Consider the following 14,041-nt stretch of genomic DNA (forward strand, 5'->3'; position numbering starts at 1 on the left):
GCAATGGATGAAGCCGAGGCGCACTAACAGACCGAGGGCTTGACCTCTTAACCACCACTTTCTCTATGCAGTCTTTAAGGTTTCTGCTTTTAAAGATTTCAAAACTTGAGTCTCCTTCTCAAAATTGGGAAGGGGGCTTAATTTTTATTGACCTAAAAAGTCGAGGTGTTCTCCGGGAAGCGATCGCAACTCGGATAGAGCGCCCTGAAGCTTTAAGTGACCTTCGTCCAATAAAATCATCCAATCTGCCCGTTCGATGACCCGGGGTCTGTGACTGATTAAAATCGTCGTTTTTCCCCGCCTCAATTGCAGCAATTTCGTCAATAATTCCGCCTCGCTGATGGGGTCTAAACTGGCGGTCGATTCATCTAAAATCAATACGGATGGGTCGGCAACGATCGCCCTCGCGAGCGCCAACCGCTGCCTCTGTCCCCCCGAAATATTGGCTCCAAATTCACCCAAAACGGTCTGATATTTTTCCGGTAATTGGCTGATAAATTCGTCCGCCCCGACAACCTGACAGGCTTTGACAATTTTCTCGAAACTCAACCCCGGATTTCCCAACCTGAAATTATCCAAAATTGAGCGACTCCAGAAGTGGGCGTCTTGGGGAACCAAAACGACCTGCTGTCGCAGACAATCCAGGGATAAATCTTGCTGATTGTAAACGCCGTAACGAATATTCCCAGATTTCACCGGATACAACCCGGCGATCAGTTTTGCCAGGGTACTTTTTCCGCATCCCGATCGCCCGATCAAAGCGATCGCCTGTCCGCCGGGAAACAAGACCGAAAAATTGTCGAGTAAGTCAATTCTTCCTCCATAACAAAAACTGACGCGATCGCAAATAATGTGATCCCGGGGCGAAATTTCGGCCCACTGCAACTGAAGATTTTCCGGGGTTTCCGGCGTCGCGTCCACCACGTCCGACAACCGCTGCGTCGCGGTTTGCACCCGGGTCAGATCGTCCACAAACCCCACCAAAGAATTCACCCAGGTCGATACGTTGCGGTTGAGGTTGATAAAAGCCAGCAATTGGCCGATCGTCAGGAGATCGGCCATCACAAATCGACTTCCCAGCCACAAGAGGGCGACGATCCCCACGTTGCTAATCGCATTTGAAAAGACCGTATTGACGATCCCGATCTGGGTGCTGCGAAATGTCAAATTTGCCAGTCGTCCGAAGCGGGTTTGCAGTTCCTCCCAAAGCTGGGGTTTGCCATTGGTGGTTTTGAAAGTTATCGCCCCCTTGAACGTTTCCACCAACAATCCCTGGTTTTCCGCGTCCAGGGCGAACCGATCGCGGGTTTTTCGTTGCAGGATCGGCAGCAGAATCACGGTCGTCACGGTCATCAAAACGGCGATCGCGATCGCGGCGAGGGTGAGGGGGACATTGTAAATCAACATCACCGCCAGGGACACCAGGGCGACAAAAAATTGGCTGGGAAGGCTGACGATAAATTGGGCGAGGAGTTGATTGATTTCCCGAATATCTCGCAGGCGGCTGATCACTTCCCCGCTGCGGTGGGTTTCGTAATACGTCAGGGGCAAACCCAACAGTTTTCGCCCGAATTCCATCACCAGTCCCAATTCCAACCGCTGTCCAAAATGGGCGATCAGGTTGGATTGCACCAATTCGACGGCACCGGCGAAAAGATTCATCAAAATGACCGCGATCGCAACTCCGGTCAGCATTTGAGTATCTCCCCGCACCAGCACCTCGTCGGTGAGGATTTGGATGAAAAACGGGGATGCGATCGCCAATAAACCCAGAACCCCATTTAACAGCAAGACCTGCACCAAAAGGCGGCGGTAAGCCCAGGTGCGCCGGAACCACCGCCACACGCCGGGTGGGGGATCGCTGGTTTGCAGAAAAAAACGCTCGGGATCGGGTTCCAACAACAGACAGATCCAATCCCGCCACCCCTCCCGAAGTTCCGTTTTGGACAGGTAGAGGAGTCCCACCCCCGGATCGGCGATCGCGTATTTTTGGCCTTTTTGCCCGTACAACACCACCCAATGATACCCCTGCCAGTGAACGATCATCGGCAGGGGTGCCTGATGCAACTGTTCCAGGATTTCGGGGTTGGCCCGCATCGGCCGCGCGTCGAATCCGATCGCCTCCGCCCCCTGTTTCAACCCCAACAGCGTCGTTCCCTGCTGTCCGGTTCCCGACAGTTCCCGCAGGCGACTGAGGGTAAAAAAGCGCCCGTAATACTTCGCCACCGAAGCCAGACAGGCGGCACCGCAGTCCTCCTCACTGTGCTGCAAAATGACCGGATATTTCATGACAATTAACAATTAATAATTAATAATTAATAATTAATAATTTTTCAAAAAAACACCCGCTTTTCTTGACGGGTGAAGGGTGGACATCCTGGTGAGGGCTACTGTCGGAATCTCAATTTAGAGATTTAGTAGTAGCAGTAGCGGGGTTTGTAGGAACTGGCGTGATAGTAGTAGGTGGGCTTGTAGTAGCTGTCGTAGTAGCAATAGCGGGGATGATAGTGGCCGCCATTGACGGTGGAGGATTCTTCCTGGCTCAGTTCGGTGAACAGAGCTTTCGTTTGCTTTTGGTTTTCTTTATTGTTGTCTTTCTTCATCGGATCACCTCGGTGATAAACAACAAAATCGATCTGTCGGAGCCGAAGGGCTGCGAGTCGGCCGATTTTTTTGACCTCAGCATTGAAATCGCGATCGCCACCGTCCGAAAGAAATAGAAGGATGCCACCGATCTCAATCCCACAAACTGTAGATTCCCCTCAGAGAGGGAAGCGGAGGCAAGATAAATTTGATAATTGGCGCAAAGATTGATGGCGATCGGGGGATTTGAGGTCAATCTTAGCAGAATCGAGTCGAATCAGTCTACTCACGGCTTAAAATAATCATTTGTGGATTGACGATCGCCCTGAAGAGAGAAGACAACTGTCGCCATTGGCGATAGTAGAAGATGTGACCCGTTTCCTTCGCCAAATTGACGGCCATGCCTGTTAACCTCCCCCCCGCCGAAGTGCAACCCTTCGACAGCGACAATTTCCTGCCGCCCATCGAGGCGTGGACGCGCTGGGGGGCGAATTTGCTGTTGGGGACGTTCGGAGTGGCGGTGGTCGCCGCCGGACTGATCCCCTACAGTCCCACGGTGAAAGCGCCGGGTGTCGTGCGAGCGTCGGGACATCCCCACTTCGTCCGGGCGACGACGGCGGGGCGGGTGGAACAGGTTCGAGTCCGGGAAAATCAGACGTTAGAAGCGGGAGAAGAAATTGCCTCCGTCAACCCGTCGGGGCTCAAAGCGGAACGGGAAGGGTTGGAAGAACAGATCCGCCAGTTGGGGGAGGAACTGACTCAGATCGGGGGATATCTTGAGACGCTGGACAATCAGATTTTGGCCCTGTGGAAGTCCAAACGCCGATCGCGCCGCCAAAACCAACAAATTTCGGTGGAAGTGGCGGTGGTGGAGTTGACGGAATCCGATCCCCGGGTGGCCCAGGAATTGGCGAGGGAACGGCGATCGCTCCTCAAACAGGAGTGGGAACTGCAACGGGATCTCGATCGCGCCGAAAAGCAATTGCAACGGGTGAAACGGCACATCGACGACCCCATCATCCGCGCCCCCATCGGCGGTACCGTCATCCGTCTCGATCTCCCCCGACCGGGGGATGCGATCGCCGCCGATGCGATCGTCGCCCAAATGGTGCCGGAAGACAGTCCCCTGACGTTCGCCGCCCGGGTTGCGGAGGATGCGATCGCCCCCATTGAGCCCGGGCAGACGGCTTACCTGCGGCTGTCGGCCTATCCGGTTTCGGAATACGGGACGTTGCGGGGTACAGTGGAGGGGATTTCCTCGCAGCCCGTCGGCGGGGGCGATCACGGGGATTCCCGGGCAACCTACGAAGTGACGGTGCGGCCGGAAACCCCCGATTTTCCGAAAGGCGATCGTCAATACCCCTTGCGGGCGGGGATGGAAGGGCGGGCCGATATCGTCGTCGGCCGAGAAACCGTCCTCACCTTCGCGTTGAAAAAGGTCAGGCTGTGGGCCGCCCGGTAGCCCCTTGTCTGAATGCCGGCAGTCTGGTAATATATACCTTCATGTTGGGGTTTCTCGTCTATCCCGGCGTCGTGAGGGCATGACCTCGGCGCTCTCAAGATTGCATAACTCTCGAACGCCCGTTCAAACCGTCGTTCAACCTGGGGTCACTCATCGTGATGATTCCACCCTCGAAGGCGTTCGTGTGACTCTCAACCCGCCTTGAAAAAAAGTTACACAATTTAAAGAAAGTATGCTAATCTATAAATCTAGGAGGAAACTTCCCCGAATGCGGATCATCTATGCATCGGTACGACGTCGGTAAAGGGGAACACCCAAACGTTCTTTAAGATTTCAAAAACTGAAGAGGTATTATGAGCCAAAAGGTTATACACCCGATGGAGAAGTTTCAACGTCAGGTGCATTCCCTCGTCAAATCTGACATTGTAAAGCCTGACGATCGCCTGTGGAAGATAGCGTTGCTATTTGGCGATGACTGGAAATTCTTGAAAGAAGAACTGATCGATTTCGGTTTTTCCATGCAAGATCCGATCAGCGAACTGCTGATGGTGGATGTCTGGGATGAAGAATAAACGTCTTCTCCACCTTCAATGCAAACAATCCGCCAGAGCCGTCGCCAGAGCTTTGGCACTCTGATAGCGATCGCGGGGCTTATGCCTCGTCACCCTGCCGATGACCTCCCGCAACTGAGGCGTGATGGTAGGGACGCGATCGATATTAAATCCATATTCCCGATCTTGTTTCCCGTAATAATTGAGCGGGCTTTCGCCCGTGAGCAAAAAGATCAACGTCGAACCGATCGCATAGAGATCCGACTGCGTGAGCGGCTGTCCCCGGTCTTGTTCGGGGGCGCTGTAGCCTTCCGCCCCGATGCGGGTTCCGGGGGGCGTGCCGATTTCCTTGACGGCCCCGAAATCGAGGACGACGATGCGGTTGTCCCGGTGGCGGAGCATCAAATTAGCCGGTTTGATATCCCGGTGGATGATGGGGGGGTCGAGATTGTGGAGGTACTCCAACACTTCGCCCGTCTGGATAGCCCAGGCGATCGCCTGTTCGGGCGTCGCCGGTCCGCGCTGAAAAATGCGCTTTTCGAGATCCTGACCGTGAACCATTTCCATCACCAAATACTTCTTTCCGGCTTCAACGAAAAAGTCGTAAAATTTCGGGATTCCCGGGTGATTTAAAGATTTCAAGGTCTTGGCTTCCCGCTCGAACAATTCCCGGGCCTTGGCGATCTGCGCCATATCCGCATTCATTTCCTTGAGTACCACCAGGGTCGGGACGGGGGATTTCCCGGGAGTTAGCCCTTGGGAAGTCCGGCTGTCCCAAGCCAAGGTGGTCGTCCCCATGCCGCCCTGGCCGAGGGTCCGCAAAATCTGATAGTGTCGGACGCTGCGTTCCACCCGAATCGGCCAGCCGCAGTGAATGCAGAACAAATTTCCCGGCGGATTACCCCCGTGGGAACAATTGGGGGCATTCGGCACAGGGGGCGGTTGAACCCGCTCGATGGCGACCTGAAGCCGGGGGCCACCCTGGGCCAGTTCCAGCATCACGCCGTTCGTCAGCAGACCTTGGGTCATCAAGGTGCCGTTGACGAAGGTGCCGTTGGTACCGCGGTTGGTAAAAACCCACGGCTTTCCGTCGGTGCGTTGCAAGTCGAGGTGGTGTCGGGAAACGAGGGGATCGACGATCACCACGTCATTTTCCGGCGATCGCCCGATGCGAATTGAAGACTCCGTTTCAAACCGCCACTGTTTGAGGGGGGTCTTCTGTTTCGCATCCAACAGGGTCAGCGTCAGGATGTCAGTCATGGAGGTTATCGCGCTGGGTGTAGGGTGTAGGGTGTGGGGAAGAGAAACCGCCTTTGTATCAGGGTTTCAAGGTTTGTCCCCCGAAGGAAATTGTCAACACACTGGCTTCTCGTTGCCATAAAAATCGACAAAATAGAGGGCGCTTCGGGGTGGAAACGGATCGCAACGGTCTCGATTCCGCCGTCAACTTCAGTCCATTTGTCGCACCAGAGCCCGCACCGCGATCGCCGTGATATTGTCGTGGCCGTTCTTTTCGTTGGCCAGATCGATCAGCGCATCGACCCCCTGTTCTAAATTGACGTCCGGCTGAAGCAGGGGTTCGACGTGAGTTTTCAAGTGCGTCTCCAGCAAATCATTGTCCGTCAACCCGTCGGAAGCCAGAATCAACAACATATCCTCCGCAATGTCAAAAAATCCCACGTCCGGTTTCAAATAATTTCCGTCCCGCGGGCCGAGCGCCTGAGTCAACTGATAGGCGTCCGGGCGGGTGTAGGCCAGTTCCGCATCCACCCCCCGGGCGATTTCCCGCTGTCCGACCTCGTGATCCACCGTCACCTGTTCCAAACCGCGGCTGCGGGTGAACCGGTACAGGCGGGAATCCCCGACGTGAGCCACCGCCAGGCGGGTGTCCGCCACCACCGCCAGCACCAGGGTCGTCCCCATGCGGCCGCTGCCGGAGCGAGTCCCCTCCAGGTTGAGGCGGTAGAGGGCCTGGTTGGCCTGGGCGATCGCGTCCCGAATCATCGTCTCCGAGGGCAGAGAATCCGCCCAGTGGGTTTGAAAATACTCTTTCAAGGTACTCACCGCCATGCGGCTGGCCACCTCCCCGCCGGCGTGGCCCCCCATGCCGTCGCAGAGAATGTAGAGGCCCCGAGCCAGCAGCGTCCGACTTCCCGTGGTTTCCTGGCGGTCCAAGATGGTCTGGATGCCGAAATCATCTTCGTTGTGCGATCGCTCCCGGCCCACATCCGTGCGGCCGAATGCCTCCAAATTCAACAACTGCGGGGGTCTGGGAATCGTGGGCGCGTCCGCCATCCAATCCGATTCCGCCGGTTCGGCGTCCACCTGCAGGCGAGTCACCCCCCCGGACATCGGCGGGGCAACCGCCGTCGTCGGTTCCGCCGCCGGCGCGAGTTCCATCTGAATCCCTTCCAATCGCGCCTGCAACGCCTCGACTTCCCCGATGTTGCCCTCCCGGAGCTCTCGCAACAGTTCGGTGAGGGACCCGATCAGCGTGCGCTGCGATCGCCGAAACAGCGCCGTCCAAAATTCCCCCAAATCCGCCCAGGTCGGAGCCGAATCCGGATCGGGGTAGAGCCGTTTCAACCGCAGGGTCGGGGGGGGAGCCTCGGAGACGACCATATTATCCAATTCCAACAAACTGCGGCGACATCGCCAGGGTTCCAGGGCGTCCCAGACTCGAACCATCTCCTGCAGCCAGGTCACGATCTGCCGGGGTGGCGTCCGGATATCGTCCCACCGCCCCGCAAAGTCGGGAAAATGGGAAGAATCTTCCAGGAGTACGATCGCCCGGTTGTTTTGCTCCCAGGCGTCGTGCAGCCTCGGAAAGTGTTGCGGATACTGAGACTTCAACATCAAATAAGCTTGAGCCAGGGGAATGACGAACGGTTCCATCTGTTGCGGTAAAGGGTCGAGATCGCCACGCTCCCAAGTGTCCGGGGGAGAGAGTTGCAGCGGCCGGCAATCCAAAACCGGGACGGTCGCGATCGCCCCGGATACGAGGGGCGGCAGGGATTCCAAAAGTTGGTATCGCTGTTGGGGGTCCAGATAGGCCCCTTTGGGGATCGAAGCCGGTTGAGGTTTCGGAGTCGCGGTTTCATCCGGGGGGATCTCGGCTTCGGCGTCCGCCGTTTCCGAACCGAGGGCGTCGAGATCCGAGAGGATGCCGGGGTCGAACACCTCCGCCGCCCCGACCTCCTCTTCCTCCGCCCACGGGAAAATGTCGCCCCCGACGGTTTCATCTCCATTTTCCCCCGGGGGGGAAGAAAATGGGGGGGCATCGACGTCGGAATCAATGCCGATCGCGTCGAGTGTCGAAAGTGTCGAATCCCGGTCGCCGGCCCCTCCGCCCGCGAGGCGATTCTCCGGCCCAGACGCTTCGCGAACGACGGTTTGGGTATCCGTCCCGTCCGCGGCGGTTGCCGGGGAAGATGACATCGGGGTGTCGGAATGCCAGGACACGACGGCCAGCCAGACTTTTCCCGTTTGGGCGCCGCAGTTCTCACAGTTGAGGGCGTCGAGCGACACGGTGGCGCCGCACTGGGGACAATGTTGGTGGGTGAGAGACAATCCGCACTTTTGGCAAAATTTATGGGTGTCTGGATTCTCAAACTGACATTGGGGACAAACGAGCATGATGGAATTCCCCGCCGCGACGGTTCCCGTATAAATCTGCATAACCTTTAGCTTCCCATTTTATGCCACAAATTACTGAGAAGGTAGCTCGAACGAAATTCTTTGGGACATCGGAGAGGGGAACAGTTGCGGGACTCCGCCCGGTCATGGCTCGAAGGGAGGGGCAGTTAAAAAAAGCGATTTGCACGGCGGTTGAGGTGGGCCTTGTCGAGTCGGTGGGTCCGCGCGGGCTTCGGAGACCGCCATTGATCCGTCACCAGTCAGGAGAAAGCGATGAAATTACGAGGGTTTTTCACGGTCATGATCTCGACGGCCTTCAGTTGGCGGGCGATCGCCGCCATTTCTCTGCTCCCGGCGATCGCCCAATTTCGGTCTCCCGAGGTGGAGTCCGACCCCGACCGCCGAGAAGCGCAACTGTTTCGCGATCGCGGAATTTCCTTGAAAGCGCTGGTCCCCGCCCGGGGTGGGGTGACGGTCGATCCCCATCCGACGTTCTGGTTTTACATTCCCCCCGCGGCCGACGTGAGCGCCACTTTGGAGGGCTATTTTGTTTTGGAAGATGCCACGAATGGCCCGATCTACGAAACTCGCCCGATCCTGCCGAGGACTGAAACGCTCCTGGCGATCGAGCTGCCGGAGGAGACGTTGCCCCCGTTGGAAATTGGCAAATCCTACCGTTGGTTTTTTACCGTCTGGAATGTCGATCCGGCCTGCGGCAATACGGTGAGCGGCACCGTCGAGCGGGTCGAATCCGATCCGGACTTGAAAGTCGCCTTAGAAAACGCGACCTTCCGAGAGCGTTCCCAATTGTACGCCGATCGCGGTATTTGGTACGATAGTATTTCCACCCTTGCCGAACTCCGCCGGACTAACCCCACGGATACCACCCTCACGACTCAATGGTATGACTTGCTGCGATCGGTGGGGTTGGAAGAATTCGCCGCGGTGCCTTTGACGGATCGATTGTCATCGTCGGAATACAGACCCGCAGACACCGATATTAATCCTTTTCTTCATCCTGGATATGAATCTTCGCCTTGCGATTGATAGTTAAAGAACGACGGTTGGAGTTGAGGGAGTCGGAATGTCAATCCCCCATCCCGGTCAAAATTGGAGTCCAAACGGAACGGTCCGGGCGATCGCGCCGCCGTCAGGTCGATTCGGTTTCCGGGAACCGAATCAATTGCTTGAGCTTCTCCAGAGCCCGCTGCTTGCGCTTCCGCAAGGCCGTTTCCGAGTGATCCGCATATTCGTCGCGGCTTTGGATGTCTCGCCAGGACAACCCTTCGACGACCTTGAGCTGCAACAGTCGCCGATCGCCCGGATTGAGTTGTTGAAATGCCGATTGAATTGCGATCCGCTCGACATTCAACTGTTCCTCCAATTCCAGGCGATCGAGATCGTGCGCTTCCTCGGCGGGATGATTCTCGTCGAGCGGCACCGACCGCCTTCGGGTCCGACTCAACTCTCGAATGTAGTTGTAGGCGGTCGTTCGCACCCAGGATTTTGGAACTCGAATTTCGGCTCCCATTTCGATCTGGCAGACCGCCCGCAGGTAAACTTCACTCAGAATACAGGCTTCGGAGTAGGCGGACTCCAAATGAAATTGCTTCAAACGCATCCGAATGAAGCTGAAAACGGCTTTACCCTCGGAACTCCCAGAATCCAGAAGCTCCCGAAATTCCGCGTCGAAGTCCGACCTCCGGGTTTCCCCGGCGGGCCGTTCCAATGACTGCGTTTCGGAGGTGGCCGACGTCCTGCGATCGTTGGAAGAGATGTGTTGAGTCATAAAACCTGAACTCCATCTACAGCTACCATTAGGTAGAAGGTAGCCTATTCATTAGTGCAGCCCATCAAATGTTTGTGACTTTCATCCGTATATTCACTGATATTCCGGCAATTTGCGTCGCCCGCCGGTTAAACTTGTCACAACCCGGCTCCGCGAGTCACTGTAAACTGAGCGAATCTAATTTTGACCGTTGGACTGTGAAGGAGTCGATCGCCATGCAGAACCCACAAATTCGGGAATCTCGGCAACTTATCATTCGATATCCCTGCGGGGAGAACCAGCGCTGCATTTTGCCTGCGATGATTTGGGTCAGCATTTGTTGAACAAATTTCCCAGTCACAAGACCGGGAACGCGGTCACGTAATAATATGGGATCATTCTTCTGTGTCGTTGATCGTCTCGAACCATTGGGTTCGACTTTCGGAAAGAAATGTGATTCCCCAGTAGATACCCGGGCGCCAGCATCAATCGAAAATTGCGATCGCATCTGAGAGCTTCACAAAACGATCCCCAATTTTGAGATTGGAGATTGAGGGGCTGTCTCAACGGAGTCAGTTTTGGATCAATCGTCTAAAGAGGGAAACTATGCGGGCTCAAACCCCACAAGTCCCGAGACAACTCCACTTGTAAGGATTGTTAGTTTATGTCAGTAAAAACATCGGACAACTTGGAAGATCTGTGTTTCGTCCCCTCTCCGGAAATCTGGGAGATCCTCTTGGAATACCATCGGCTCGCCTCTTCCCACCGCCTGTCTCAGGAAGAGGAAACTAGGCTGGGGCGAATTCTAGATCGAGCTTGTGCGAACGAAGTGATGACTTTTTGGATCGGCGAGATCGACTATCTCATCGGGAAGAATTTGGGTTTATTTACACCCCAAAATTGTCATTCTTATTATAATCAGCAAGCTTGGCTAAAAGAATACCTTACAAATCTAGAATTTACCTGCGATCGCACGTCGAACGATCGCACGTCGGACAGCCGGCGACGACAGCCGACGGGAACCAAAAAATAAGATTCGGATTTGTTTGGGGTCGCCGGACATTCCCCATCCCGACGGGAAATGACTCGCCACGAGTTGTTTCCCGTTTTGCGATCGCCCCGCCCCCTCCACCTGTCACAAATGGGGCGACAAGTTCACTAACTGATGGAGCGCGATCGGGCGGTCCGCGCTCCGATATGAAAAGGAAAAAAATCTAAAATTCTTGACAAATACTACAAAAGTAGTATAATGCGGGTAAAAATTCGATCCCGCCCCCCTTTAGATACCCGTAATTCCTTCGGCTTTTCATAACCGTAGAAACCGCCGATATTTCATTCCGACAGCCCTTTGTGGCGGTCAATATCCAGAATCGAAAGTGAGAGATTGACATCACAATTAACGGAGGAGAACGCCATGACTTGTCCTCAAAATTCATTCGGCGAACCCGCCTGTCACATCACCGCCCACCCCGACCATCCCAACGAAAAATTCTGCGCGACGTGCAATCAACGCTTCGTCGAAAAGCCACCCTTTGAAGCCCTCAACTTCATCATCCTGGCGGCTTTCCTGTTTTGGCTGTTGGTGGCGGTCATCCGGCCGAACCCACAACCCCAATCCGAATCCAACAATCCAGAGGGACCCCTTCCCGTGGACAACCCCGGTCTGAGCATCCAAAGGCCGAAAAACGACAACATCTGAAGAGTCGGAAATCGGGAATTTTAGATTGTAGGGGCGCAAGGCTTGCGCCCCAATCCGGTTGAAGACCCGAACCGCTCGGGAATCAATTCCCCAGCCAATCGCTCCCATCATATCATGTCCGTTAAAATAGTTTTTACAAAAACTATTTTTTGATTCGATAATCAGAAATAAATATGATAACTGATGATCCGAACTTGATATCATCGGTCGATGATTGGGGAGTCCGTCCGGTCAGAAAACCGGATCTGATATCGCTTGTCATTTTTCATTTTTCATTTTTCATTTTTCATTCCGTTCCCGTCCTCAATTTTCGAGTTCAAACCAGGCCCGCACCACTTCCGCCACCGTCCAAGCTTGGGCGAAGCAACCCCGGGGGGACATCGGCGCGTCGGCGTCGAAAATTTCGCTCAGGGTGCCCATGCAGTGGGTGCGGAGGTGGTCGGCCATCGGTTCCAGAAACGATCGCGCCAAAGTGCGATCGCCGTAGACCCCGAAGTGGGCGAGGGCGAACGGCCCGATCAGCCACCCCCAGACGGTCCCCTGGTGGTAGGCGCCGTCCCGTTCCACCAGATCGCCCCCGTAGACGCCCCGATACTTGGGATCGTCGGGGGAGAGGCTGCGGAGGCCGTAGGAGGTCAACAATTTCTGGCCGCAGACGTCCACCACCCGGCGCTGTCGTTCGGGGCTCAGCAGGGGGGGATAGCCTTTTTCGCCGAGTTGGGACAGGGACACGGCAAAAATCTGATTGGGCCGCAGGGAGGCGTCGTCCCCCTCGGGGGAGTCCAGGACGTCGTAACAGTAGCCGAGTTCGTCATTCCAGAAGCGGGAGAACCCCGCCGCCGTCTGTTTTGCCAAATTTTCATAATCTTCGGTGGGCTTGCCCAGGAGTCCCCCAAGGCGCACCATGATTTGCAGGGCGTGATACCACAGGGCATTCACTTCCACGGGTTTTCCGACTCTGGGCGTCACCACCCAATCCCCGACTTTGGCATCCATCCAGGTCAGTTGCAGGCCCGGTTCGCCGGCGCAGATGAGTCCGTCTTCGGGGTCCATGTGGATGTCGTAGCGGGTCCCCTGGCAGTGCCAGTGGATGATGGAGTCCAACACGGGGAAGAGTTCGGCCACGAGGGTTTCATCGTCGGTGAAGTCGAAGTAGGTGCGGACCGCCTCGAAATACCAGAGGGTGGCATCGACGGTGTTGTAGTCCGGGGTGTCCCCGACTTCCGGGAAGCGGTTGGGGATCATCCCGCGCGCGACGTAGCGGGCGAAGGTTTGTAGGATGGTGCGGGCGACGTCGGCCCGTCCCGTGGAGAGGGTCAGTCCCGGCAGGGCGATCGCCGTGTCGCGCCCCCAGTCGCCGAACCAGGGATATCCGGCGATGACGGTTTTTCCGGGGGTGCCGTCGGGTCCGGTGCGATCGACGATGAACTGGTCGGCGGCCAGCACCAGTTGGCGTATCCAGTCAGGGGTTTGTTCGGCGACGGGGGAATTCTGAAATAAGTCGCGATCGTGTTGAAATCGGGATTCCAACTCGGCGGCGACATCCGGGTTGGGATCGGGTTCGGTGCTGGCAATGACGGCGAGCGATCGCCCCGGTTCCAAGGTGACGTGGAAGGTGACGGCGTGGAGGTGATCTTCAAAACAGTCCATCCCCCGGTAGCGTTCGACGGCCAGATCGTAACCGTAGTACCAGGGGTGGCCCGGGGTCGAAATCAGCACTTCCTCATCCGCGCCGCCCCGGGCGAACAGGTACAGCGGGGTCGCCGTCGGGAACGCCCGGATCTGGACTCCTCCGGAAATTGACTCGATCCCGAGTTGCCAATCATCATTCCCGTGGGTATTGTAGTGGTGATCGCGGTGGTTCACCATCGCTTTGATCGCCAAGCTCATGGGTTGGGTCGCCCGGTGCAAGGTATATTGAACGTAGGTCGTATTTTGCCCGTATTTCATCCAAATTCGTTTTTCTAACAGGGCATCCCCACAGGCAAAGTTCCAAACGGGAATCGTGCCGTCGAGTCTGAATCGTTCGATCTGTTTGAAACCTTCCGGGTCAACTTTGCCGTCCGCCCAACGATTTGTGTACAGTGGAAAAAATCGATCGCCATAACTAGCCGTCTCGTCCAACTTTGTCATCAACAGAGTCCGACTGAGGGGCGGCTTCAGGGTGGCGATCAGCAATCCGTGATATCGACGGGTCAGGAGTCCGCCGACGGTGCCGGCGGCATAACCCCCGATGCCATTTGTCATCAACCATTCGCGAGATTCGCTGGCATCAAGATCACCACAAATTTCTCGGCCACACGCTAGAATCATATTTGATTTCCCAACCTATGTTGTGTACA

The 14,041-nt window shown here is 55.9% G+C and carries 11 protein-coding genes; 5 read left to right on the plus strand and 6 right to left on the minus strand.

Translation table 11 applies throughout. From position 1 onward, the window contains the following. Positions 1-144: 144 nt before the first annotated feature. Together LKE08_RS03035 and LKE08_RS03040 are read right to left on the minus strand one after the other, a co-directional pair. On the minus strand, positions 145-2,289 hold the full coding sequence (locus tag LKE08_RS03035; protein ID WP_324702717.1) for a peptidase domain-containing ABC transporter: 2,145 nt from the start codon (positions 2,287-2,289) through the stop codon (positions 145-147). 125 nt (positions 2,290-2,414) lie between these two features. Further along, positions 2,415-2,603, minus strand: a complete 189-nt coding sequence (locus LKE08_RS03040; RefSeq protein WP_324702718.1) for a hypothetical protein — start codon at positions 2,601-2,603, stop codon at positions 2,415-2,417. Between the two features lie 380 nt (positions 2,604-2,983). Between LKE08_RS03040 and LKE08_RS03045 the strand changes: the two genes are divergently transcribed. Together LKE08_RS03045 and LKE08_RS03050 are read left to right on the plus strand one after the other, a co-directional pair. Next, the gene (locus LKE08_RS03045; RefSeq protein WP_324702719.1) at positions 2,984-4,045 is read left to right on the plus strand and encodes an HlyD family efflux transporter periplasmic adaptor subunit; all 1,062 of its coding nucleotides are present in this window, start codon (positions 2,984-2,986) and stop codon (positions 4,043-4,045) included. A 353-nt stretch (positions 4,046-4,398) separates the two neighbouring features. After that, positions 4,399-4,617: a DUF4327 family protein gene (locus tag LKE08_RS03050; RefSeq protein WP_324702720.1), complete on the plus strand. Its 219-nt coding sequence runs from the start codon at positions 4,399-4,401 to the stop codon at positions 4,615-4,617. Positions 4,618-4,632: 15 nt separating this feature from the next. Here LKE08_RS03050 and LKE08_RS03055 read toward each other — a convergent pair whose 3' ends face one another. Continuing rightward, positions 4,633-5,856 carry a protein kinase gene (locus tag LKE08_RS03055; RefSeq protein ID WP_324702721.1) on the minus strand — a complete coding sequence of 408 codons (1,224 nt, stop codon included), beginning with the start codon at positions 5,854-5,856 and terminating at the stop codon, positions 4,633-4,635. Between the two features lie 189 nt (positions 5,857-6,045). Further along, a complete protein-coding gene (locus LKE08_RS03060) occupies positions 6,046-8,274 on the minus strand; it encodes a serine/threonine phosphatase (protein WP_324702722.1) in 2,229 nt (742 codons plus the stop codon). 231 nt (positions 8,275-8,505) lie between these two features. On the opposite strand from LKE08_RS03060, the gene LKE08_RS03065 reads away from it, so the two are divergent. Continuing rightward, positions 8,506-9,279, plus strand: coding sequence for a DUF928 domain-containing protein (locus LKE08_RS03065; RefSeq protein WP_324702723.1), 774 nt, complete (start codon positions 8,506-8,508; stop codon positions 9,277-9,279). A gap of 103 nt (positions 9,280-9,382) precedes the next feature. Here the strand turns inward: LKE08_RS03065 and LKE08_RS03070 are convergent, their stop codons facing one another. Further along, a complete protein-coding gene (locus LKE08_RS03070; protein WP_324702724.1) occupies positions 9,383-10,021 on the minus strand; it encodes a sigma-70 family RNA polymerase sigma factor in 639 nt (212 codons plus the stop codon). A 643-nt stretch (positions 10,022-10,664) separates the two neighbouring features. On the opposite strand from LKE08_RS03070, the gene LKE08_RS03075 reads away from it, so the two are divergent. Both LKE08_RS03075 and LKE08_RS03080 read left to right on the plus strand, forming a co-directional pair. Further along, positions 10,665-11,033: a hypothetical protein gene (locus tag LKE08_RS03075; RefSeq protein WP_324702725.1), complete on the plus strand. Its 369-nt coding sequence runs from the start codon at positions 10,665-10,667 to the stop codon at positions 11,031-11,033. Positions 11,034-11,414: 381 nt separating this feature from the next. Beyond that, entirely contained in the window at positions 11,415-11,699 is a 285-nt protein-coding gene (locus LKE08_RS03080) for a hypothetical protein (RefSeq protein ID WP_324702726.1), read from the plus strand. A 303-nt stretch (positions 11,700-12,002) separates the two neighbouring features. Here LKE08_RS03080 and LKE08_RS03085 read toward each other — a convergent pair whose 3' ends face one another. Beyond that, positions 12,003-14,012 (minus strand): amylo-alpha-1,6-glucosidase, encoded by a 2,010-nt coding sequence (locus LKE08_RS03085; RefSeq protein WP_324702727.1) that lies wholly within the window; start codon positions 14,010-14,012, stop codon positions 12,003-12,005. Positions 14,013-14,041: the final 29 nt, after the last annotated feature.

This window comes from Lyngbya sp. CCY1209, from assembly GCF_035615495.1.
Classification (GTDB): domain Bacteria; phylum Cyanobacteriota; class Cyanobacteriia; order Cyanobacteriales; family Microcoleaceae; genus Limnospira.